At 75.8% G+C, this 26662-nt stretch carries 4 protein-coding genes (1 of these 4 running past the window's edge); all 4 read left to right on the forward strand.

Translation table 11 applies throughout. The features are described from left to right. Positions 1 to 19720, forward strand: partial view of a WXG100-like domain-containing protein gene (locus ACZ619_RS41305; protein ID WP_469610745.1) — the 3' portion only. 16016 nt of this gene lie to the left of the window's left edge; the window shows 19720 of its 35736 coding nt (coding positions 16017-35736); the start codon falls outside the window, past its left edge; it ends in the stop codon at positions 19718 to 19720. 225 nt (positions 19721 to 19945) lie between these two features. After that, a complete protein-coding gene (locus tag ACZ619_RS41310) occupies positions 19946 to 20806 on the forward strand; it encodes a hypothetical protein (RefSeq protein WP_469610747.1) in 861 nt (286 codons plus the stop codon). 76 nt (positions 20807 to 20882) lie between these two features. Further along, positions 20883 to 24827, forward strand: coding sequence for a type VII secretion protein EccCa (gene eccCa, locus ACZ619_RS41315; protein ID WP_469610749.1), 3945 nt, complete (start codon positions 20883 to 20885; stop codon positions 24825 to 24827). Between the two features lie 433 nt (positions 24828 to 25260). Next, a complete protein-coding gene (eccD, locus tag ACZ619_RS41320; RefSeq protein WP_469610750.1) occupies positions 25261 to 26661 on the forward strand; it encodes a type VII secretion integral membrane protein EccD in 1401 nt (466 codons plus the stop codon). Position 26662 lies beyond the last annotated feature (1 nt).

Here is a 26662-nt window from a genome sequence, read left to right on the forward strand (position 1 = left end):
CGCGGACGCGGCGCGCCTCCGCCCCCTGATGCTGCACGACCTCGACACGCGCGAACTGCTCGACGGCGGCGGGCGGGTCGTCGGACACGACCTCGTCCCCACCTCCGACCCCGCCGCCGGCCGCCGCATCCGGGTCGCCGAGGGCGCCTCCGTCTGGCGCCTCGACTACGACCCCGGCGTGCCCGCGGTCTCCGGGCCCGCCGTCCTCGCCCACCGCGACGGAGCACCGGTACGGCTGACCCCGCACGCCTTCGCGGACCTCGTCGCCCGGCACCGTTCCCGGCCCGGCCCGGTGTGGCTGGTCGCCCCGCGCGCCGCCCGGTACGGCCTCGACCTGGCGAGGACCGTCGCCGACCGCACCGGGACCCGCGTCTACACCCACACCGGCCATGTCGACCTGTCCACGACACCGTTCGGCGACACATTGGTCCGGGCGGCCGGCGCAACCCGGCAGGAACCGGACCCGGGCCAGTGGGTGTACGTGGACCCGGACACGGCCCGTACGGTGGACCCTTCCCGCCCGTCGGAACAGGCGCAGGAGACCGGCCCCGAGCAGCACGTCACCACCGTCACCGGCGAGCGGGTGCACGTCCGGGCCCTCGCGCTGACCCCCGTCGCCGATTCCGGGGGACGCCTGACCGGCCACGTCTCGCTCCCCGACGAGCAACTCACCGCCCACGGAACGGCCTTCGCCCAACTGTCCGGCACGGAGCGCTACGACGTGCTGTCCGAGCGCGGGGAGAGCCAGGGCCTCGCGGGTGTGACCCCGTGGACCGGCGCCGGAGCGCGTCACCTGCTCGTCTCCCACGGCGTCCGCGACGCCCCGCACACCGACCTGACCACCCGTGACGGCCGGGTGCTGACGTTCGCGGGCGACCAGGTGGCGGCGGTGCTGCGCCGCCGGGCCAGCCTGCGCGCCTTCCGGAGGGACGCCGCGCGCCGCGCGGACAGTTCGGTGGTCGTGGTGACCTGCTACGCGGCCGCCACCACGGCCGCCCGCCCGACCGCGTACGTCCAGCACCTGGCCGACGGTCTGGGCCTGCCGGTCACGGGGCCCACGGGACCGCTGGAGATCGGCCCCGGCCGTATCGTCCTGGTGCCCTCGGGCGGAGTGGCCGGCTGGCGGACCGCGCGGCCCGGCGAGCGCACCACGCAGTTCCGGGAACCCACCGCGTGGGACGGCACCGGGACACGGGGCACTTCCCAGGACGGGTCCGGAACGCGAGGCACTCTCCAGGACGGGTCCGGAACGCGAGGCACTCTCCAGGACGGGGTCGGGACACGGGGCACTCTCCAGGACGGGGCCGAGACACGGGGCACTCTCCAGGGCGGGGCCGGAACGCTGGGCACTCCCCAGGACCGGTCCGGAGCGCTGGGCACTCCCGAGGACGCCGCGCCCACGCTCACGCTGGCGTCGCCGAACGCCTGGAACTCCCCGGGCGCCTTGGGCTCTCCGAACTCCCCGAATTCTCCGAGCGCCCTGAACTCCCCGAATTCCGCCGGCTCTTCGCATTCCTCGCGCAGCGACCTCCCCGGCACGGGCGTCCTGGAGCCGCGCCCGGCCCGGCCGCCCCTGCCCGGCCTGGACGGGCTCCTCACCGGCCTCGACCTCGCCGTCCCGCCCGCCGAGCGCGTCGTACCGGAACCACCGGTCACGGCGGCCGCGCAGAGCGCGGGGCAGCGCCGGGACCGCGGTGACGCAGGGCTGGTGTTCGCCCCGCCGTCGTACGCGACCGCCCGGGGCGCGGGGCGGGGCGCGGGTACGGAGAGCTACGCCCTGGCCGGTGACCGGCTGCCGGACGCGATCCGTGACGGTGTGCTCGGGCTGGTGCCGGCGGACCTGCGTGCGGAGACCGGGCGGCTGCTCGACGCGTACCTGGACGCCGCCGACCTCGACGGCGTCCTGCGCGAGGCCGTCGCCGACCGGCTGACCGTCGTACTGCACCCGCCCGGAGGGCCGTTGGCCGTGGCGCTGCGGCTGCGGCCCGGGGACTGGACCCAGCTCACCGACCCGCGCGGTGAACCGTCGGGGGCGCCCGGCGCCGAGGACGTCCTGCGGGACACGGCACGGCAGTCCTCCGCCGCCCAGGTCAGCCGCTGGCGGGAGAGCAGGACGGCCGACCGGTCGGTCGACCACAGCCTGCGCCCCTACCTCGCCCTGCCGTTCTCCCAGGCCCTCTCCCACGTGCCCGGGTTCGGCCCGGTCGACTCCGTCGCGCAGGCCGTGCTCGGCGCCTACGCCAAGCAGACCGACTACACCTCCGCCACGGCCCTCGGCAGCACCCGCACGGTCCGCCCCGCCTCCGCGCCCCGCGAGGTGCGCTTCCTCCACGACGTCGAGGTACTTGTCGAGGTCCGGCGCCCGGGGCGGGAGGAGCGGCGGTCGAGGACGGTGGCGGAACGGTCCCTCGTCGTCACCCATCCGCGCCGCGCCGTCCGCGCGCTGCCCCGCCCGGCCGACACCGGGCACGCCACCTCCGCCCGGTGGACGGCGCTCGGCGGCGACACGGCGACCGGCGGTGCGGACACCGTTGCCGCCGGACCCGCGCACACCGGCGCGCCCGTCGCGCTCCCCGCCCTGTCCTGGGTGGACTCGGTCACCGGCGTGGGCGAGTACCGGGCGGCGGTGTTCGCCGCGGCTGGCCCGGCCGCGGCCGATCCGGCCTCGCAGGCCCACGGGACCCTGGACGCCTTCGCCGGGGTCCGCGCCCTGCTGGCGGGGCTGCACGACGCCGCCGCCGGGGGCCTGTACGCGGACCCGGTGACGCTCACGGACGGACGGACCGACGCGGTCCGGGTCGACGCGGCCCTCCACAACCCCCGGCTCGTGCCGGACAGCGACGAACTGTCGCGCGTCGACGTGGAGGACGTCCGTTCGGGCACCGTCGCGGCCGCGTCCGTGCAGTCGGACACCACCAGCACCGGGGCCGGTCCCGTCGTCGCCCTGGCCGCAGGCGCCCTCGGCATCCCGGCGGGGGTGCCGCTGCCCAAGCTCACCTTCACCCGTTCCGTCCAGTACACCCGGCCCGGGCAGCAGGCCGACAGCCTTCAGGTGCGCCGCCTCAGGCACACGGACGAGCCCACCGTCGTCGTCGAGTTCGACGTACGGCTGGAGACCCGCTCGGTGACGGGACGTCCCGGGGCGTCGGTCTGGATCACGGCCCGGGTGCGCATGCTCACCGCGGACGCCGTACGCCTCGCCCCCACCGAGCAGGAACAGGGACAGGGGCAGGGGCAGAGACAGGGGCAGGGGCAGAGGACGGGGCTGGGGCTGGGGCTGGGTCCGGCACAGGGGCAGGCGGCCCGTGTGCCCGCCGATCCGGAGACCACGGCGCGCACCACCCCCGGCCGGGTGCTGACCCTGCCCCCGTCCATGGACGGCTGGCTGCCGCCCACCAGCCACGTGGCGGAGATCGACCCGGCCGGTGCCGGACAGGCCCTCGACCGCGCCCTCGCGCTGGTCCGCGACCGTTTCCCCGGCCACCTCGCACCGGCCCCGCGTGAGAACGGCACCGCCGACGCCGACGCCCAGCCGCACCACGTCACCAACCACCTCGCGCTGGCCCGGGCGTTGCACCCCGCCGCGCTGGCCCGCAGGGCGCACCTGCTGACCGGCCAGGGGTACGTCGTCGTCCTGACCCGTCCCACCCGGCGGGGGGACGAGCGGCTCCGGGTGACCGTCCGGGCCCACCTGGAACAGGCGGACCTCAGCTACGCGCGGACCCGGCCCGGCCAGACCGAGGTCGTCCACGGCACCTCCTTCGACCTGCACAGCTCCGCGCTGCGGCAGTCGAAGGCGGCCGCGGGCATCGGCATCGACGCGCCCGACCCTGAGGAGTCCGGCGCGCTCGCCCGGCTGACCGGCCGCGTCGTCCCGAGGGTGAGCTGGAGCCGCTCGGTCGAGGAGACCGGCGGGTTCTCCGCGTCCGGCGCCGTCGGCGGAGGCGCGCCGTGGCTCGCCGAGTTCACCGGACCGCTCACCCTGCACCTCACCGCCGAACCGGTGCCCGCACCCGGCCGGGACACCGTGCCACCGGTCGCGGCGGAGCCCGTGACCACCCGCGCCACACTGGTGGTGCCCGAGGACCTCGCCCTCGAACGGGACCACGAGGGCAGGCCGCGCACCACCCTGGAGTTCGAGACGCGGACGGACGGTCCCGCACCCGCGCACCGTGTCCCGCGCACCCCCGGCCCCGCACCCCGCCGCACCTGGCGTCCGGCCCCCGGTGAGCGCCTCCCGCAGGACGCCCTGCACATGGTCCGCACCGACCACCTCTTCCCGCACGTGGCCGCCCTGCTGGAGCGCGTCGGAGTCACCCGGCTCGACCCGGCGGACGAGGCCGCGCTGCGCACCTCCCTGTCCGGTCTGGCCGCCCGCGTCGGCGACCTCGGCACGGCCCCGCACCCCGTCTTCGCCCGGCCGCTCGGCCGCGGCACCTTCGGCCGGCCCGCCCGCATGGAGGTGACCGTCCGGGCGACGCCCGCCGGGCTGACCGCCCTCGGCGAGAGCGCCCACGCCTTCCGCTACGACCACACGTCGGCCACCGCGCTGGTCCGGGCCGCCGAGACCGTCGACCGTGCCGTACGCACGAAGGCCGAAGGCGCCCTGGACAGCCTCTCCCCGGACGACACCGAGCCGCTCCTCGACACCGTCGGCGGGCAGTTCGCCCTGGACTACGGACGCGGCGCCCCCGTCACCTCCGGGCGTGCGGTCAGCGGGCGCGCCGACCGCACCCGGACCCGGACCGGCGGCCACGTCTGGGCCGAGGCCCCGGTGGACGTCGTGGTCACCGTACGGCGCTGGGAGGAGGCGCACATCGGCTTCCTGGGCGGGCTCGGCTCACGCCGCCACGACCCGCGCGAGGTCGTCGGCGACCCGCTGCGCGCCCCGGGACTCGCCCTGCTGTCCTCGGAGTCGGCGCGCGCACTCGGTCTGCTCGACGCACCCGCACCCGCACCCGCACCCGCCCCGGACCGGCATCCCGCACCGGCCGCGCCGAGTCTCGTGGCCCCCGCGAACGTGCTGCGCGGCGACGGCTTCGACCACGCCGTCGTCCTCGGCGTCCCCGACCTCGGACCCGCCGTCCACGAGGCGCTGACCCGGATGCGCGACCTCGGTGTGCTCTCCCGGGAGCACGCCGACGCGGTGGACGCGGAACTGCGCAAGGCGGCCGGCCGGCACGGCACGGCGGCCCTGCTGGAGACCATGCTCACCGGCCTGCCGGTCCTGGTGCCCCATCGCAACGAGATCAGCACCGCCATGGCGCGCGTCACCCTCACCGCCGAACTCCTCGCCCCCCGCCCCGCGGGCCGGGAGGGCAGCGAGTACGTCGTCGAGCGCGCCGACGTCACGGCCCGCGAGGACACGCGCGCCACCACCCGCAACGTCAGCCTGGAGGGCCGTACGACCGCTGCCGGGACCTCCGACCAGGTCGACCTGCTCGCCGGACTGGGCGGCGGGCACCTCAAGCCCGCCCTCTCCCGCTCCGACACCCGGCGCACCCGCACCGAGGACCGGCGCGCGACCGGCGTCCTCAGGGTCCTGCGCCCCCACGTCACCGCCTTCGACGTACGGCTGCGCGCCGAGATCGAGGTGCACCGCGCCCTCGGCGCCGTACCGTCACCGCTCGGCATGCTCACCCCGCTGTTCGGCCGCCGTACCCATCACCCGCTGGGCGAGTGGCTGCTCCCCGGTGAGCTGCGGCTGGGCCACGAGGAGCGGCTCGCCCGTCCCGGCACCGTCCCGGCGCAACGCCCCGCGACGGCCACCGCACCGGCCCCCGTGTCCTGGCAGCGGCCCGGGCCCGCCCTGCCCGCGGACGTGCTGCGGGAGGCGTTCGTCGGCACCGTCGGCGATCTGCGCGCCCTGCGCCGGGCCGCGGAGTCACTCGTCACGGGGGCCGCGAGAGGGAAGGGGGCGGAGGGGTCGGCCGGGGCGGCTCGGTCGGCCGGGGCGGCCGGATCCACGGGGGGCGCCGGATCCACGGGGCTCCCGGGGCTTGCAGGGCTTCCGCGGGTCCCAGGACTCCCGGGACCCGCGGGACTCGCGGGACTCGCGGGATGGGATCCGCGTACCGCCGCCTCTCCCGCCGCGCACTCCTGGCAGGGCGGGCCGTTCCTGCTGCACTCCAAGATCGCCGCGGTGTTCAGTCCGCCCGCCATGCACCGGCTGTTCCTGGACCTGGCCGCGGGCGAGACCCTGCGCGAACCGGTGACCGTGCCGGGCACGGGCAGCGACCTCTCAGCCCACCTGGAGATCTCCGCGCACGTCGAGGGCCTGCGGGCGCCGGGGACCGACGGGGACGACGGCGGCACCGTTCCCGACACCTTCCTCAAGGACCCCGCGGGCTCCGTCCTCCTCCCGGCCGGACGCCCCGGCGCCGACGTACGGCTCGGCGGCCCCCTCACCGACTCCGCGACGGCCGGGGACGAGCGGGCGGACGCCGAGACCCTCGTGCTCACCGGCCCGGGACGGCGGACGGGCCGGGCCTTCGCCCGCCTGGAGGCCGACTCGGTCACCTGGCACCTCGTCCTGCGCCCGGCGAGCGGCGAACCCCGTGCCGTCCGTGCGACCGTGACCGGCCAGGCGGCCGTCCTCTACGTGCCCACCGACCGCCTGGACGCGCTGACGGCCGACGGCGACGAGTCGTCGGGGCCGCAGGACGCGGACGCGAGCGCGGCCTCGGACACGGAGGAGAGCGTCCGCACCGGCGCCGACAAGGGCAAAGACAAGGGCAAGGGCAAGGGCAAGGCGACGGTCGTCGGCGGGGAGACGGACACCGACGCGGGCGAGGAGGGGGCCGAGACCCGGGCCGGGGAGGAGTTCACCGAGGCGCTGACCACCCTGGACCGGGCGGAGTCGGCCCTCGCGGCGCTGGAGGAACGGCAGGCCCACACCAGTTCGGGCGGCTCCGCGGGCGTCGCCGAGGAGATCGCGCGGGCCCGGGAGACGGTCGGACGGGCCCGGGAGAGGGCACGGGCCGCCGCCGACCACCTCGCCGTCGTCCTGGACGAGGCGGAGGCCGCCGGGAACCTCGTGTACCCCGAACCCACCGAGGCCCAACTCCGCGCACGCCCCGTCCCGTTGGGCGCCGGGCCGCTGGACCGCCTTCTCCGGCGAACCCGCCCCGCCGTCCCTCCCGCGCTCGCCGCCCAGGAAAGCATCGAACTGCGGCCGACGGCGACGGGTACGGCAAACACGGCGACGGTGAAGGGGACGGCTGAGGCGGCGACGGGTACGGCCAAGACGATGGCGCCGGCGACGGCGGCCACGGCGGGGACCTCGGCGGCGGCGACCGCGACGGCGGGCGGGGACCGGGAGTCCGTCCGCCCCGTCCTCCGGCCCCGCGACGCCCTGGTCGGCGCGGACCCGACCACGCTCCCCGCCCACGAGGACCAGCGCGCAGTCGTACGGCGCGAGGAGCAGCGTGCAGCCGTCCGGGAGGAGACCGCGTCCGCGCGGACTACGGGCACGTCGGGCACGTCGGGCACGTCGAGCACGTCGGACGGTGTGAGCGGACCGGAGTACCCCTGGTACCTCGACCACGGCCTCGCCGGGCATGTCGCCGTCACCTCCACCGTCGGTTTCGGTGCCTACGAGGCCGACCGGTCCGCCCGAGCGGTCGTCGACGCCCTCCCGGAGCGGCTGCGCCCCCTGGCCGTCGGCATCACCGACGCGCTGCGGACCATGCTGCTCACCACCGGCCGCCACGCCTGGGAGGACCTCCTCGCCCACGGTGTGACCCTGACGGTCCAGGACCACCTGGTCTGGCTGCGGCCCGTGCTGACCGACCCGGTGCCCGTGCCCGAGGAGCAACGGGCGGACGGCGTACGCGAGTACGGGGTGCGGTTCGCGACCACGGCCGCCGCGAGCGAGCGCGTCCGGGAACGGGGGCTCGGCATCGAGGCCGCCACCCTGCTGGGCCTCAGCACGGCCTCCTCGGTGGCCTCGTCGATGCTGCTGGGCCTGCCGCAGCTGCGCGCCGACACCTCCGTCAAGACCACCGACGTCCTGCGACGCAACGTCATCGCGGGCCGGACCCTGTTCATCGCCGCCAACCGGCCCTTCACCGCAGCCCTGCGCGTCCGTGTCTTCGTGGACGGCGTCGAACACACCCCGCACGTCACCGTCCAGCGCCGGCTGCGGGTGGAGTTCCCCGCCGAGTACACCGGCCCCGGCGCGCCACGCCCCGACATGGCGCCCGTGACCGGACCCGAGCCCCGGACCGAGCCCCGGACGGAGGCCGAGACCGGGACCGGGGCCCAGACCGGGACCGGGACCGGGGCCAGGGCCGAGGCCGAGATCAGGGCCTGGGCCGAGACCGGGACCGGGACCGAGGCCGCCCCGGTCCCGCGGGAGATCGCCGGCCCCGACGGACACGGGCTCGACCGGCCGGTGCTCAACGCCCTCGACATGAGTCCGGTCGTCGCGGCCCTCCACCGTGCCCTGCGGCGGGCGGGACTCGACGCCCCGGCGGCCGAACGGTTCATGGCGCAGGCGCGCGGCACCCTCAACGAACGCACCGCCCGCACCCGCAGCCGCTGGTGGCTCACGAACGGCGACACCTCGGGCGTCGTCGAGATCCCGCTCGGTGCGGGCCGGTCGGCCCACGCCCGGCTGGCGGTCCGCACCGAGATCGACAGCCTCCAGTTCGCCGGGGTCAGCGAGAACGTGCAGATCCGCGACGACCTGGGCCGGGGCGTGGCCCGGGGCGCCGGACGCGCGAGCAGCGACTCGGCCGGGATCGCCTTCGGCTACAACGCGTACGGGTTCTCCCTGCCCGTCACCGAGGGCGGCGGGACCACGTCCGGGGCGAAGGGCCTGCTGCCGATGGCCGGCGTCGGCCTCGACCTCGGCGCGGGCAGCGGACTGACGGTCACCTCCCAGACCCTCAACCACACCGTCCTGAACTCCCGTGACGACCAGGCCCGTTACCGGGCCCGGCTACGTGTCGTCGTCGAGGTCCGCGACACCGGCCGGCTGCGCGTCGAGCCGGTCTCCGAGGTCGTCGAGGCGGAGATCGCGGTGCCCTGGCGCGGCGGGGCGGGGGCCGCCGCCTTCGAACGGCGGGTGCTCGGCGCCGTCCGCACACCGGGGCTGCTGCCGGGATCGCCCACGGTACGGCCCGCGCCGGTCGCCGCCCACCCGCACGTACGGGCCCTGCTGCGGGAGTCCCGCACCGCGCCGCGCCGGGTGCCGGTCCGGCCGTACCGCATGGCCGCCGACCGGCCGAGGGTCCCGCACCCCGCCGAGCCCCTGGCCCTCGCCGCGCGCCGGGGGCAGGGGTTCGCGATGGCCCTGGCCATGCCGGGCTCCGAGCTGGTCGGCGAGCATCTGCTGGGAAAGCTGCGGGAGTCGGCCGCGCCCGCCGGGCCGCGGAGCACCGACTGGACGGGGGTGGAGGCCGACGTGAACCTCTTCTTCGGCCGGCCGGTCCTGGAGTCCGACCTGCCGTCCGTGCTCGCCGGGATCTCGCACACCGTGACGGTGGCCGGAACCCGCTACCGGCTCACGGCCCGCGCCCTCCTCGGCGACCGCCTCTCCGGCGACAGCTACCCGATGACGGTCAACGCCCGCGCGGCCCGCACCGAGACGGTCACCGGCAAGCGCAGCGCCGAGTGGACCGCCTCCGTCGGGGGCGGCGGAGGCGTGCTCCTGCCGCTGGGCGCGGGGCGGCGGCTGCGTGTCGGCGGGCTCACCGTCCGCGGCGCGCTGGAACGCTCCCGCGACGACCAGTTCACGGCCGCCCACTCCGGCTACCGCCGCACCGAGACCGAGGGAACCGTCGACGAGCACGTCTACGACACCGTGTACGAGCTGTCCGTGCGCCGGGAGGACGCCGCCCCGGGCCGGTCCGGCGCCGAGACCTGGTGGATCGACCCCGACGAGCCGCTCGTCACCCAGGTCGTGGTGCCCCGCCAGCACGTACCGGCCGCTCCCGTCGACGCGGCCGCCGTCGCCGGGGCGGGCCGGGTCTCCTTCCTGCGCGACTGGCCCGCGGCCGCCCGGCGGCAGCTCGACTTCGCCCGCGGCGGCACCGGCGGCCTCTATCCCGCCTTCCTCGTCGTGCCGGAGCTGACCCGCCTGGCCGCGGACGGGTACGCCCGGCTCGCGGGGCTCCCCGCCCGCTGGACCCAGGACCCCGGCAACTGGCCCCAGGAACTCGCCGAACTCACCCAGCCCGCGGCGCTCGCCGCCCGCATCGGCGCCCTGACCGGCCCCGACGGGTACGAGGCCGTCCTGCCCAAGCGCGACGGCTGGCGCTGGGCGGTACGGCTGCGGCTGCGGGCGTACGCGCCCCGCGACCTCGGCCCCACCGACGGTCCTACCGAGATCGAGCAGTACGCGCAGACGGCCGACAAGTTCGCCCGCGCCGAGTCCACCACCTGGCGCGTCGGGTTCTCCGGCAGCCTCGGCCCGCAGATCGGCCTCGGCGCCTTCGCGGGCGGCGGCGCGCACACCACGGCGGGCGGCGACGGCACGGCCGCCCTGGCCAGGACCGATCCGACCGAGGAGAACGGACAGGCGGAGAGCGGGCACGAGGAGGGCGTCGGTGGAGCGGCCCACGGGACGGCGTCCGACACGCACGGGTCCACGCACGGGTCCGGGTCCGGGCACGGGGGCGTCGGCGTCCGGGTCGTCGCCCTGGCGCAGACCGAGGCGAAGTGGGCCCGGGGGGCGGGCCACGGCACCGTCGCGGGTGTGGTGGAGATCAGCCGCGCCACCTACGCGGGCGTCCCGCACGTCGTCCAGGCGTCACCGGTCTTCGAGGTCACCGTGGAACGCGCGAAGGGCGGGCGGCGCGAGGAGACGGTCCGCTATCTGCGCGTCGAGCGGGGCCTGGACGTCCTCGTGCCCGAACGCCGCCTGGAGGACCTGCTCCCGCCCACCCCCGAGGCGAGAGCCCCCGAGACGAGGGCCCCCGAAGTGACGGTCCCGGGATCCGGCCCCAGCTCCGGCCCAGGCCCAGGCTCCGGCTCCGGCCCAGGCCCAGGCCCAGGTTCCGGCTCCGGCTCCGGCTCCGGGCAGGAGGGTCTCGTCCGCCGTCATCTCCTCGGCCGGCCGCTGCCCGGAGCCGTGCACCCGGAGGTGCTGCGCGCCGACGGCGTCCTGCGCGAGATCGAGCGACGCCTCACGGAGCGGGGCGTCCTGGCCGGCACCGGCGCCGCCCGCGACCAACTGCGGCGGGCCCTGCGCGCGACCTTCTCCTCCGACGCCCTCCAGTCGCAGTTCACCGCGCTCACCGGCACCGGCGTGGCCCGCTGGTTCCCCGTCGCCGGGCCCTTCGGCACCACCCGCTACGTCTGGGTGAAGGTGACCGCGGACGTGGGCGAACCCACCTCCCGACGCGCCCGGGACGAGATCAAGTTCACCCTGCGCTCCGAAGGGGTGGAGGAGGACGTCACCGGTACCGAGAGCTCCTTCAAGGCGGGCGCCGGGCTCGGCGTCCGCACCCGCTTCGGCACCCACGACATCCACGGCGGCACCGAACTGGAAGCCGTCTACGAGATGAGCCAGGGCCGCTCGCACGAGGTGGCCCGGCAGATCCTGGACATCGCCCGCGCCAACACCCGTGAGGGATCGGAGGAGTTCGAGCATCCGCTCGCCGTCCGCGTCGAGCTGCGCACGGCGACGGAGCCGCCCACCGCGCTCGCCGTACCGCTGGGCGCCGCGCGCCGGGTGCTCGGCGGGGTCTCGGACCTGCTCCACGGAGACCTGCTCCGCGGCGACGTTCTCCGCGGCGACCTCACGATCCGCCCGTGGGGACAGGTCAGATGGGGGACCTGGCACGACGACGGTCTGGGCGCGGGCCGGACCGTCCCCGCCGAGGTGCGCCTGCTCGTCCCCCGGCACCTCACGGTCCCCTCGGACCTGCCCGCCCCGCTCCTCGTCGCCCCGGTCCCGGCCGACGCCCCGCCGCCCCGCTGGACGGCCCCCGTGACGGCGCCCGAACCACCGCAGGCGCTGACCGACTTCCTCCACCCCTGGGAGGTCCTGGCCGCCCGGGCCGTCCAGCGGTGGGCCGGGGTCGCGGCGCACCAGCCGGTGACCGCGCCCGACCTGAGCCGGGAGAACGCCTGGGCCATGCCCGGCCTCGACCCGCTCGGCATGGCGGGCGTCCGCTACGGCCACCACACCTCGACCGGCATGCTCCGCGCGGGCGTGGTGCGGCTGCTCCAGCACCGTTACCGGGTGCCGGTCGGCGGACGCGTGGTCACCGTCGGGTTCGACCTGACCTCGGCCGAGGTGGTCGGCCCGGCCGAGGGCACCGCGTTCAAGGCCCGCCGCTACCGGCAGGACCACGAGAGCCCCAAGAGCGAGCGGACCAGGTCCCGGGGCGGTGTGGTCTCCGTCGGACCGGAGACCGGCGGCGTCCCGGACGGGCACCGGCTGTACGAGCGGACCACCGCCGACGTCCTCGACCGGAGCACGCAGGACAGACAGGGCTTCGAGGCGGGCGAGACGAGGGAGACCAACCGCGAGGCCACCCGCCGCTACCGCCACTACCTCTTCGGCGTCGACGTGGTCATGCAGCCGGCCGAGGGCGCCCGCCGCGCCCTGCGCGTCCAGGTGCCCGGCGGCCTGTACGCCATGCTGCCGCTGGACGCCGAGGGCCGGCTGGCCGGCGGCCTGGAGGAGGCTCTGCCCGACCTCTTCCGAACGGCGGAACCGCCTTCCGCCTCGTCTTCCTCCTCGCCTTCTCCGTCTTTCAACGCGCCGCCCGCCGAGGCTGCCCCGGAGCCGGGGACGGCGCCCCCCACCGCCGCACCGGACTTCTACGCGTCGCCCCCCGACTCGGCCGTCGCCTCTCTCGTGACCCCGCTGATCGACCTGCCCGACGCCGTGCGCCGACCGGTGGCGGCCCGCGCCGAGCTGCTGCGGCAGTTCACCCGGGTGCTCCACGACCCCGCCGTCGCCGAACGGGTCGCCGCCTCGGGCGTACGCGTCCTGGTGCTGCCCCGCGGCACCCGCCTCACCGACCTGCCCGGCGCACCCGCACCGGTGGACCTGCGCACCCACGGCCCCGCCACGGAGAACCGTGGCCTCGTCGACGTCGACCGGCGCCTGGTGGTGGTGGCCGAGGAGAACCTGCTCGGCGAGGACCCGGACCTCGGGGGAGCCGCCGGCCACACCGACGGCTACTCGACCGTCACCCACGAACTCGCCCACCTGGTCCACCTCTTCGGCCTCGACGACACCGACCGCGCCCTCGTACGGACCGCCTACGAGCAGCGGCTGGCCTCGGGCCCGGACACCGAGTGGGCCGACGGTCCGCGCCGGCACACCGACGGACGTCCCGTCGACAACTACGCGTCCCTGAGCGTCGAGGAGTACTTCGCGCAGACCAGCAACGCCTACCTCGGCACCAACCGGGGACGGGACCCCTACACCGGCCGGGACCGCCACAACGGCGCGGACTGGGTACGGGCCAACGACCCAGGGATCGCCGCCCTGTTGGGGAGGCTGTACGGGCCACGCCCCGACACCGCGGCCCCCGGCAACCCGGTCGCCGCCGCCCGCGCGGAGGAGGCGGCGTACGCGGCGGCGAGCGACCTGCACCGCCTGAACACCGCCCAGGTCTCCCCGGCCGTCCCTGTCCCTACGACCGCTCCGGCCGCCACGGCCGTGCCGGTACGCAGGCCCGCGCCGGCGAACGGCTCCCGGGTCCGCGTCCCGCGCCGGAACCCGGCGGCGGCCCTGACCCCGGCCGGACGGTCCGCCGCCCCGGCGGCTCTGGTCCGCGAATCCGTCGTGGTCCAGGGCACCTTCCGGGCCCGGGACACCCCACCCGCCCAGGAACCCGCTCAGGCCCCCGAACCCCTGGCGGACGAACAGCAGCGGCCCGGCGCCCCGGCCCGGCCCCAGGAGGCCACGGTCCGGCCCCAGGAGACACAGCCCCCGACGGAGCCCCCGGCGGCGGAGCCCCAGACCCAGACCCAGGCCGATCCCCAGGCGGAAGAGCCCCATCCCCATCCCCATCCCCAGCCCCAGACCCAGCCCCAGCCCCAGCCCCAGACCCAGCCCCAGACCCAGACGACGACCCAGGCCACGGCCGAACCCCAGCCCTCCGTCCCGGCCACCGAACCCGCCACGGCCGCGGGCGAGCACCCCACCCCCGCCACGGCGCCCCCTGCCGAAACCCCAGCCGTCCAGCCGACCCCCGTCGATCCCTCGACCGTCCAGCCACCGCCCACCGAGCCCCCAACCGTCCAGCCACCCCCCACCGAGCCCCCAACCGTCCAGCCACCCCCCACCGAGCCCCCGACCGTCCAGCCACCCCCCACCGAGCCCCCGACCGAGCGCTTCAGCAGTACCGTCGCCACCTTCGGCACCGACCGTCCGGGATCGCTCGGGCTCGTCCATGTAGCCCCGGTCCCGGACGCGACCGTGGGGTGGCTCCAGGAGCAGGTCTTCCGCCAGGTCGAGGGCGACCGGGGTGAGGACCGGGCCTTCCGGGCGGCGATCCGGGCCGAGCTGACCCCCGCCCGGCTCAGCAGCGAGTGGCCGCGCCTGTTCAGCGTGCACGGACTGCCGCTGCGGGCGCCCTACCGGGGCAGCACCCACCAGGTGGCCGTGCGGTTCGCCCTGGACACCCCGCGCCGTGTCTCCCCGAACATCGAGGAGATGCCGGACGGCCCGCCCGTCACCCTCCAGCGCTGGACGATCGGCGTCAGCGAGGCCGGCACCACCGACTCGGCCGGCGACCTGCGCGCGTTCTCCGTCAGCCACGGTCACACGATGCCGTTCGCGGACACCGGCTGGTTCCGCCGGCTGACGTTCGCCCCGCAGCTGACGTACACGCACAACCAGACCACCACCTCCGTCAGTACGAGCGCGGTCGTGCAGCCGCAGGTCATCCTCCAGAGCCGTGAGCGCTCCTGGCCGGTGGAGTACACGCTGCGCGCCGAGATACGGGCCACCGGCTCCGCCGCCCGGGCGGTGACCGGCACGCCCCGCGACGAGCAGTGGCGCACCCCCGCCACCGAGGCGCCCGACCCGCTCACCGTCTGGTTCCCCAAGCACCTGATGGAGGACGAGCCCGACCGCGAGGGCCTGACCGGCGACGACCCGGCGCGCAGGCCCGCGCCGATGCCCACCCTCCTCGACGACGTCCCGCTCTTCGCCGCGGAGGCCGCGCCGGAGGCCGACGGGCTGCTCTCCGACATCCTCCAGTCCTTCGCCCGCGAACTGGCCGACCTCTCCGACGGCTCCCACGACCAGCTGCGCCAGTTCCTCGACGAGGGCGTGCTGCGCGGCAACCTGCCCCTGATGTGGGCCGGACACCACAGCTCCCCGACCTTGTACGCCGGGAACGGCACCGTCATCGGCATGCTGCGGGTGCGCTCGCGGGTCCTCCGGCGCGAGGGCCCCGAGGCACTCGCCGGACCCGCCACCCGCAACGTGGTCCTCCAGAGCCACGTCCTGCGCTCGCTGAAGATGTCCGGCAGCACCTCCGTCGCCAACGCCGCCGGGATCGGCCTCGGCGTCAGCGGCGGCTTCGCCCTGGGGCTCCCCGACGCGGCGACCGGCACCGAACCGACCGGCTTCACCGTGTCCGCGCAGGCCGCCGTGCAGCAGCAGGTCACCCACACCCTGGTCGGCGGCGGCAGCGTCCGCACCTCCCGCTCGCTGCGCACCGGCGCACCCCTGCTGCGGGTGCGCGCGGACGCGGAGTTCGAGGTCACCCTGGTCCGGCCCGACCGGCCCGAGGTCCTCCCCGCCGACGAGTCCCCGCTGGCCCGGGGGCGGTCGTACCCGCTGATCCTGCGCGTGCCGTCCGAGGCGACGGTCACCGGCACCGACGCGGCACCGCGCCATCTGTCGCCGGAGATCCTGCACCTGCGCGACCTGGGCGCCACCGTCACCCCGACGGCGGTACGGGGGACCGAGCCGGTCTTCGAGGAACTGGAGCGCTGGCTCTCCGCGCGCGGCTTCCTGCCGCCGCGTCAGGGGTCGGCCGCCCCCTGGTACCACGGGCCGGCGAGCGGCGCCGCCCACCTCCAGCGGCTGAACAACCAGCGCAGGCTGGACCAGATCCGCTCCGGGGCAGGGCTGCGCGCGGGCTTCGACGAGATGACGTCCGGCGGCCACCCGGTCTGGTTCGAACTGCCCACCCTCACCGGAGTCCAGCGGGTGGCGTTCCGGATCACCGCCGAACGCCGTTACCTGGAGGACCAGGAGCAGGGCGGCGTCACGCACGACCGCCATCTGAGCGCGGTGCAGACGTACAACTACACCGGCACGACCACGGCCGGCGACGAGCAGCTGACCAAGGTGCCGCTGGCGCTCAGCGGCACCCTCCAGGGCTCGGTGACCAACCCCTTCGACCGTCACGGCAACCTGTGGATGCAGGGGCTGACGCCCGAGTACACCTACAGTCACCAGTCGTCGACGGTCACCGGGTCGAGCGCGAGCACCGGACAGGAGTACTACGTGCTCAGCCCGGCCGCCGACGGCATCCGGCTGCACACCCTGCCGGTCACCTACCGGACGTCGATGTCGTACAGCCACGGCCCGGCGATGGACCCGCAGGAGGCGGCCGGGTACGCCACGCTCGCCGTGCCCGGCTACAAGACCCTGGAGCACCCCGACGACCGGATGCCGCCCGCCCCGGCACGGCCCCGGCCCGTGACGGCTGCCGACGCGTCCCTGCCCGCCGAGGCGGTACGGCTGCCCGAGACCGCGTTCGTCGACCGGGTCGGCGGCAGTGCGCAACTGCGGGACGCGGTGCGCGAGATGATCGCTGCCGCGGGCCGCGCGCGAGGTGCCGGGCGGACCGCCGAACCGGACGCCGAACCGGACGCCGAACCGGACGCCGAGACGGACGCCGAGACGGACGAGGGCATGGAACTGGGGCCGATCCCCGGCGCGTGGCCCGACGCCGCCGTCGACCCCGCCGACGTCCCGCTTCCCTCCAGCCCCGTCATCGACCCCACCCAGATCCCCCTGCCGCCGAGCCCTGTCGCCGAGGCCGCCGCACTCGCCGACGATCCCGTCCCGGCGGGCGACACCCGGGCCGACGCCGCTCCCGTCAACGGCCCCGCGCCCCGGTCCGGTTGGGCATCCTCGGTGCTCAGCGGGCTCGGGCAGGCCGTGCGGCTCGCGGTGCGACAGGCCGTCGGCGCGTACGACCAGCTGAACGCCACGGCGGTCGGCGGGCCGATGGACGCCGCCGAGAGCGTCGCCCAGCAGGTGGTGGAGGCGAGCATCACCCCGCACCACCTCAACACCCACGCCTACCGGATCTTCAACGAGAGCGACATCATCGAGGGCGCGTACACCTCGGGTGTGTTCGCCGGGCTGGACGTCGTCATCAGGATCGAGGGGTTCCTCCTCAACGTCCGCGCCCTGCCCCGGCCCGGCACCATGGACTACGAACGGTGGGTCCAGGCCATGGACGCCGCCGCCGACACCCGCGGCACCACCCGCTCCCACGCGGCCGGTCTCACCCTCGCCGCCGACTACGGCGCCGGGACCGGCACGATCGCGCCGTCCGGCCACTACGCCCGCCGCGGCGCCGTCACCGAGAGCACCACCGTCAACGACGTCACCTCCGTCTTCCGGGTCACCACCGAGAACGACGCGCCCGCCCACCGCCTCCTGGCCGACGCCGCCTACAGGGTCACCGTCCAGGTGGGGGTGCGCAACGCCGTGACGGGCCTGGTGGCGGGCCGTCCGACGGTCACCGACACGCGGATCGTCGAGGTCCCCGACAGCGTGGAGTTCCTGCTCAGCGACAACGACCTCGCCAACCACCCCCTGTTCCGGCGGTACGCGGGCTCGCCCACGCTGCCGCCGCCGGCGCCGACGGACCGGGCGCTGCCCTCCTCCTTCACGCAGAGCGGCGGCAGGCTCGGCTTCGGCGCGGTGACCGAGGTCCGCCCCGCCAGGGAGGACGCCCCGCGCGGGGAACTCGAACACACCACGCTCGACCTGGTGGAGCGGATCGCGACCGGGGCGACGGTGCCGGGCTCCGGCACCTACCAGCCCCAGGTCCGCTCGCGCATTAACGAGCACACCTCCTCCCTAGGCATGCGCGTGCTCGCCGGGCTCGGCCCCGGCAGCCGCACCGCCTTCCACTTCGTCCACCGTTCCTGGCTCGGACCGACGCTGGTCGAGGTCGCCCTGACCGCCCGGCCGACCGGCGACCTCGACGCCGTCCGGGGCCGCCGCGCGACGGGCAACCAGGGCATGGACAACGTCTTCGGCCACGCCAACGGCGACGGCACCTCCCTGCCGGTCCCCGGCAGCACCCGCCGGTCACTGTCCCGCGCGGTCACCGACTCGGTCGACGCCTCCCCGGTCATCCAGCAGGGCGGCATCCGCTACCGGCCGACGCTCGCGCTCTCCCGGCAGTCCAACGCCGCCGACACCGCCACCTCCGTCCGCGAGCGGCGCGTCTGGCAGCGCAGCACGGGCGACATCACCGAGTTCCGGCTGCCGTACCGCTTCGACGTCACCGTCTCCGCCCGCCCGATGGACGAACTCCTCACCGGGGTGCCCCTGCGCCTGCTCCACCCGATGCGCCGGCTGTCCGGGACCGTCGCCGCCGAGGTGGTGCTGCACTTCAACGGCACGGACACCCCGTCCGTGCCGATCGAACCGGCGCTCCTGGCGGAACCCGCCGTCTACGAGTCCGACCCGGCCCTGGCCCCGGAGGTCCGGCCGGGGCGGACCGCCGTCGACATGGAGGTCCCCGCCGGCCTCCGCGCGCGTCTGTCCGGGCCGGCCTGGGTCCCCCTGCGGCCGATCTCCCTCTACCACTTCGACGCCCTGCCCCAGCTCGCCGCGGCGCTGCGCGCCGTCGACCCCTCCCTGGGCCGCACGGGCGACCTGCCGGCCTCCACCTCGGCGGAGGGCATGCTGGTCCGTCTCGCGCAGCTCGCGCGCGACGGCCGGCTCAAGCTGCTGCCGCCCGCGGCGACCGCGCCCTTCCTCGGTGGGCCCGGCAGCGGCGCCACCTCCGTCCAGCTGTCCCTGTACCGGCCGCGCGGCGAACTCGTCGGCAACGACGTGGGCCTGGACCACCTGGAGATCTCCACCGACGGGTTCGTCTCCCAGGGCGACCTGTCGACCTCCGCGTCCCTCGGGTTCGGCCTCAGCGTGCCGCTGAACACGGGCGCCGACGACCGGCTGGGCCCCACGGTGCCGGTCACCGGGCAGCGCACCGGCGCCGGGCTGTCGCACACCCAGACCGTGCCGCGCCGTGAGGTGCTGAAGTTCGGCACCTCGGCGGCGGGCGCGGAACGGGGCGCGTCCGGGCACCAGGTCCGCGCCGTCGGCGTGTTCCGGGCCGTCGGGCCCCGGGGCACCCGGTGGGTGGTCGGCACGGTGATCCTCCGTACGACGGAGGCGCCCCCCGAGCAGCCCACGGCCGCCGAGGCTGTCGGGACCACCGACGCCCTCCAGGTCCCGCGACCCGCCCGCGCCGCCACCCGGCGCCGGTTCCTGCCCACCACCGGCACCCGCAGCCGCGGCCTCCTCTCCCGCCCCTGGGCAAGCCCCCGCCCGGACACCGGCCCCGACGCCGGCCACCTCTCTCGCCCGGAGGACCCCGAAGACCCCGAAGGCCCTGAGGGCTCCGAGGCCGTACCCGAGGCCACGGGCTCGAACACCCGGCCCGCCTCTGCCGCCACGAACACACCGGCCCCTCCGGACACCGCAGCCCCCGCAGACACACCCGGCACCGAGCCGCCGCCCGGTCCCGGTCGGTCGTAGCCCCTCGCGGCGGAAAGGGAAGTGCCTCCGTTCGTGCGGGCAGGAAGCGGGCGCGCGCACCGCACACCGCGGTGATCTCTCCTTACGATCACGCCGGGCGCCCCGGCACCGCACACGGTTCCCCCACCCGTGCGCCCAAGGACCGAGAGAGGCGCGTACGTGGCACAGCAGGATCCGGCGGGCGGGGCGGTGTGGCGACGCCGACTGCCGTGGCAGGAGCGGCCGTTGGGCGACGCTGGTGACCTGGACGCCGGCCGGTCCGACGACGGCCTCGACGCCTTCGACGCCTTCGCTCCCCGTACCGACCGCACCGCCCCGGCAGGGAAATCGCACGAGGAATCGTACGAGGGGCCGCACGAAGTACCGCACGGAGTACCGCACGAAGTACCGCAGGAGGAACGTCCCGCCTCCCGTGAGCGGCTCACCCGGAACCTGCTGGCGGCGGCCGTCGGAACGGGCCTGCTGGTGCTGGTCCTTCCGGTCCTGCTGACGAACGGGGCGGACGGCGCCCGCCGCCCCGAGGCCGCCGAACCCACCCGGGACCTCACCCTCACCCTGCCGTCCCCGCCCTCGTCCCAGCCCGCGGGCCCGCAGACGGCCCCCGCACCTGACCCGGGCACCTCCGCGCCCGCCACGGCCACCCCGCGCCGCACCCCGGAGCCCGGCAGCTCCGGGTCCGGCCCCGGGTCCGGCGCCGAGAGCGTCGCCGTGGGCCTGTCGGCGCCCCGGACCGCCCCCGACCCGGCACGGACCGCGGCGGCGACCGTGATCCACGGCACCAGCGTCCTGGAACGCGGCCAGACCTGGACCGCGGGCCGGGCCGTCCTCGCCTTCCAGGGCGACGGCAACCTCGTCCTCTACGACCGGCGGGGCCGCCCCCGCTGGCAGTCCGGCACCGTCGGACGGGGCGCCAAGACGGTCTTCCAGGCCGACGGCAACCTCGCCGTCTACACCTCCGCCATGCATCCCGTGTGGACCTCGCGCACCGACGGGCACGACGGCGCCGAACTCGTCCTCGGCGCGGACGGCGAGCTCACCGTCCGCCACGGCGCCACCGTGCTGTGGTCCGCCGCCACCGACGGGTGACCGCCCGCCCTCCCGAGCCGCCCACCCCGCCCGAGCCCCGCCGCCCGCTGGAGATGCACCTGTGAACACCGTGGTCGTGAAACGTCCGCCGCGTGTGCCGGGGCCCGAGGTACCCGAGGCCAGGATCGAACTGGCCGAGCCTCCCGTCCTCGGCGAACCCGCCTCCGCCGACCTCGGATCCGTCATGGTCGTCCTGCCCATGGGCATCGGCTTCGGCGCGATGGCGCTGATGTTCACCGCCGGCGGCTCCTCCTCGACGTACCTGATGTCCGGGATGATGGGCGTCGGCATGATCTCCATGAGCATGGGGCAAATCGGCCGCGCCGGACTGGAACGCAAGCGGCGGATGCGCGCCGAACGCCGCGACTACCTCCGCTACCTCGCCCAACTCCGCACCCGGGCACGGCAGGTGGCCGAGTCCCAGCTCGCCGCCGCCCTGTGGGACAACCCGCCGCCTGACCGGCTGTGGTCCCTGGTCCGTTCCCCCCGGGTGTGGGAACGCCGCGCCGCCCACGACGACTTCGCCAAGGTCCGCATCGGGCTCGGCACCCGCCGCGCCGCCCTCGAACTGGTCCCCCCGGAGACCAAACCCGTCGAGGACCTCGACCCGCTCGCCGCGATCTCGCTGCGCCGCTTCACCGCCGCCTTCCAGACCGTGCCCGGCATGCCCGTCCCCGTCGGCCTGCGCAGCTTCACCGGCGTCGAGCTGGCCGGTGACATGGAGGACGCCCTCGGCCTGGTGCGGGCCGTGCTCGGCCAGCTCGTCACCCTGCACTCGCCCGACGAACTGCGCGTCGCCGTCCTCACCGACGGCACCGGCCGCGCGGAGTGGGAGTGGGTCAAGTGGCTGCCCCACAACGCCCATCCCAAGGAGTACGACGCCGCCGGGCCGCTGCGCCTGATCGCGGCTGACCACACCGAACTCACCGACCTGCTCGGCACCGACGTCCTGGACCGGCCCGACCACGACCCGCACGCCACCCCCAGCGCCGCCGAACCCTTCGTGGTCGTCGTCGCCCACCGCACCGCCCTGCCCGCCGGGTCCCGGCTGCTCGGCGCCGGGCTGCGCAACGTCGTCCTGCTCGACGTCACCGGCGCCATGCACGGCGGCACCGACGTGCTCCGGCTGACCGCCGAGAACGGCCGTGTCTCCTTCCCCGTCGCCGACTCCACCGCCGACGCCGAGGCCGACTTCGTCAGCCGCGCCCAGGCCGAGAACCTCGCCCGGCAGCTCGCCCCGCTGCGCACCAGCGGCACCATCGACCTCACCGACAACCCCTTCGAGTCCGACTTCGAACTGACCACCCTGCTCGGCATCCGCGACCCGCGCGCCTTCGACGTCGCCGCCCAGTGGCGCCGCCGCGTCGACCAGAGCGCCCGGCTGCGGGTGCCCATCGGCGTCACCGAGGACGGCGAGGTCGTCGAACTCGACCTGAAGGAGTCCGCGCAGACCGGCATGGGCCCGCACGGCCTGCTCATCGGCGCCACCGGCTCCGGCAAGAGCGAGCTGCTGCGCACCCTCGTCATCGGACTGGCCGCCACCCACTCCTCCGAGGTCCTCAACTTCGTCCTCGTCGACTTCAAGGGCGGTGCCACCTTCCTCAACATGGAGCGGCTGCCGCACACCTCCGCCGTCATCACCAACCTGGCCGACGAACTGCCCCTGGTGGACCGGATGCAGGACTCCATCGACGGCGAACTCATCCGCCGCCAGGAGCTGCTGCGCGCCAGCGGCCACGCCTCGCTCCACGAGTACGAGAAGGCCCGGCTGGCCGGCGCCCCCCTCGCCCCGCTGCCCTCCCTGGTCGTCATCGTCGACGAGTTCTCCGAACTCCTCGCCAACAAGCCCGAGTTCTCCGACCTGTTCGTCACCATCGGCCGACTGGGCCGCAGCCTGGGCGTCCATCTGCTGCTGGCCTCGCAGCGGTTGGACGAGGGCCGCATCCACCGGGTCGAGGGACACCTGTCGTACCGGATCGCGCTGCGCACCTTCTCCTCCATGGAGTCGCGCAGCGTGATCGGTGTGGCCGGTGCCTACGAACTGCCCTCCGTGCCCGGCAACGGCTATCTGCGGGTGGACACCACCAACCTGGTGCGGTTCAAGGCCGCCTACGTCTCCGGGCCCTGCCCCGCCGGACCGGACGGCGAGGACGGCACACCGGCGGGCCCGGCCGTCGCCCACGAGATCGTGCCCTTCGGCCTGGACCAGCGTCCCGCCGCCGAGCGGCCCCCCGGCGAACCCGAACAGAGCGGGGAACGCGCCGCCGCGGCGCCCGCCCCGGCCGCCGAGGGCGACGACACCCTCCTGGACGTGCTCATCGAACGGCTCACCGACGCGGGCCCCTCCGCCCGCCAGGTGTGGCTGCCGCCGCTCGCCGAGTCGCCCAGCCTCGACCAGCTGCTGCCCGGCATCGTGCCCGACCCGGTACGCGGCATGACCGCCGCGGAGTCCCCGCTGCTGGGCACGCTCCGGGTGCCGCTGGGCATGGTCGACCGGCCCCACGAGCAGATCCGCGAACTCCTGGTCGCCGACCTGTCCGGTGCGGGCGGCCATGTCGGCGTCGCCGGCGCCCCGCAGACCGGCAAGTCCGCGCTGCTGCGCACCCTGATGATGTCCCTCGCCCTGACCCACACCCCCGAGGAGGTCCAGTTCTACTGCCTGGACCTGGGCGGCGGCGGCCTGGTGTCGATCGCCGGACTGCCCCACGCCGGCTCGGTCGCCACCCGGCTGGAACGCGACAAGGTCCTGCGCACCGTCGAGGAGCTGACCCAGCTCCTGGAGCGCCGCGAACAGACCTTCACCGAGCGCGGCATGGAGTCCATGGCCGCCTACCGGCAGCAGCGCCGCGCGGGCGCCGTCGACGACCCCTACGGCGACGTCTTCCTCGTCGTCGACGGCTGGGGAACGCTCCGCCAGGACTACGACGAACTCGACGACCGGATCACCGCGCTGGCCGCCCGCGGCCTCTCCTTCGGCATCCACCTGGTGGTGACGGCGGTGCGCTGGTCGGAGATCCGGCCCCGGCTGCGCGACCTGCTCAGCACCAAGCTGGAACTGCGCCTGGGCGACGCGATGGAGTCCGAACTCGGCGTGCGGCAGGCGGGGGGCGTCCCGCACCAGCCCGGCCGCGGTCTGACCAGCTCCGGACACCACTTCCTGTCGGCGCTGCCCCGTCTCGACAGCTCCTCGGCGACCGACGACCTCACCGCCGCCACCAAGGTCGCCGCCGCCGAGATCGGCACCTTCTGGACCGGCCGCACCGCCCCCGGCGTCCGGCTGCTGCCCAGCCGTCTGCCCGTCGGCCGGCTCCCCGCCCCCGAGGGTGACCTGCGGGTCGCCGTCGGCTGGGACGAACAGCGGCTGCAACCCCTCTGGCACGACTTCTCCACCACCGCCCACCTGCTGGTCCTCGGCGACGGCGAGACGGGCAAGACCAACCTGCTGCGGCTGATGGCCCGCGCCGTCACCTCCCGCTTCCGCCCCGAAGAGGCCCGCATCCTGCTCGCCGACCCCGACCGCGACCTGATCGACGCCGTCCCCGAGGAGTACCGGGTCGGCTACGCCGTCGACAGTCACGGCCTCAAGGAACTCGCCGGCAGCACCGTGGTCTCCATGACCAAGCGGCTGCCCGGCAGTGACGTCACCCCCGAACAACTGGCCCGCCGCGACTGGTGGCAGGGGCCCCGGCTGTTCATGCTCGTCGACGACTACGACATGTTCGCCAGCAACTCGATGGACAGCCCCCTCACCCCCCTCGTCCCGCTGCTCGCCCAGGGCGCCAACATCGGCATGCACCTGGTGATCGCCCGGTCCACCTCGGGCGCCATGCGGGCCATGATGGACCCCACCCTGCGCAGGCTCTGGGAGCTGGGCAACCCGGCCCTGCTCTTCTCCTACCCCAAGGAGGAGGGCAAGTTCATCGGCGAGGCCACGGCCCGCACACTGGTGCCCGGCCGCGCCCAACTGGTCACCCGCCGCGGCATCCGCCTCGTCCAGACCGGCCTGGTGGACCAGAAATGACCCACCCCCCGAGCAGCCCCACCCTCCCACGAACCCCCACCCCACCCCCACCGCTTCCCACATCCACCCACCTCAGCGCCCGCGCCGCGCATGGCCCGGCTCTCGGTTCTGTCCGTCTCTGGGTCCGCGTCGCGCACGGCTCGGCTCTCGACCCTGCCCGTCTCCGGGCCCGCGCCGCACATGGCGCGGGCCGAGGCTCTGCCCACCTCCGCGTCCGTGGCCCGCGTGGCCCGGGTCGAGGCTCTGCCCGTCTCCGCGCCCGCGTCTCGCACGGACCCCGTGCTGCTTCCGCGCCGGCCGGGCCGCGGGCGGTTCCTGCCCCGCTGCGGCGGCTTGTGGCTTCCGTGCCGCCCCGGCGGTCGCGGTCGGCTGCTACTCCATCCCGGCCGTGTCCGGTGCTCACTCAGCCCCGGCCGTCTCGAACAGGAGCGTCATGACCACCCCCGGTCTCATGTCCCAGCCCGATCCCGTCACGGTCTGCCGGCTCACCGTGGCCGGCCCCGGGCGCGGCGTCGACCTGAGCGTCCCCGGCGGCGTCACGGTCGGCGCGCTGCTGCCCGTACTGGCCGAGCGGCTCGGCGGCCCGGACGACCCCGCGGGCGCCGACTACGTCCTGCAGCGGCTGGGCGAGGAACCGCTCGACCCGGACGCCACCGTCGACGCCCTCGGGCTGCGCGACGGGGAGATCCTCCAGCTGCGCCCCGCCGCCGAGGCCCTGCCGCCCATGGTCTTCGACGACCTCGCCGACGGCGTGGCCACGGTCGTCAACGCCCGCTCCGACCGCTGGCGGCCCGAGCTGACCCGGCGGCTGTTCATCGCGCTCGCCTGTCTGACCCTGACCCTGCTGGCGGCGGTCGTCCCCGCCGCACCGGCCGCGCTCCCCGCCGCCGCCCAGTACGGGGCTGCGGCCGTGGCGCTGATCGCCGCCTGCGTGGTCATCGGCCGGGCGCCCGCGGCGGATCCCGGGGCCGTCCTGGTCACCGGCGCGGCCGGCTGGGCCTTCGCCGCGCTGGCCGGGCTGACCGCCCGGCACGGCACCGCAGCGCTGCTCCTGCCCGACCGGCACGACCTGCTCACCGGCGGCGCCTGCACCGTCGCGGCGTCCCTGGTGCTGCTGCTCGCCGGTCAGGTGCCCGTGCGCGTCTTCGGCGCGCTCCTCGTCGTCGCGCTCGCCGTCGAGACCTGCGCCGGACTCGCCGTCGGCTTCGGCTGGGACGCCACCACCGCCGCCACCGTCGTCGCCGTCATCCTGTTCCTGCTCAGCGCGGTCGCCCCTCGCCTCGTGCTGCGCCTGGCCGGACTGCGCATCCCGCAACTGCCGCGCAACGCGGGCGAACTCCAGGAGGACACCGACCCCCGCACCCGGCGCGACCTCGACCGGCGGGTCGCCGTCGCCGACGCCTACCTGACCCTGTTCATCGTCGGCGCCGCCACCGTCTACGCGACCGCCCTGGTCCTGCTCACCCGCGAGAGCGGCTGGTTCCCGTGGCTGCTCGCCCTCACCCTCTCCGCCGCCGTGACCCTGCGCTCGCGCGGCGTCACCGAGACCGGCCAGCGGGTGGCGCTCGCCCTGGCCGGCACCCTGGGCCTGGTCCTGACCCTGGCCCGGCTGTTCGTCCCCGGCGGCCCCGTCGCCCACATCGCGCTGACCGTGCTCCTGCTCGCCGCGACCGCCCTGCTGCTCCTCGGCGCCCTGCGCCTGCCCACCATCCGGCTGCTGCCGATCTGGGGCCACACCGCGGACATCCTGGAGATGGTCAGCGCGATCGCCCTCGTGCCGCTCCTCCTGCAACACCTGCACATCTACTGGTACTTCCGTTCCCTGGCCGGCTGAG

This window comes from Streptomyces sp. NPDC104367, assembly GCF_055583825.1.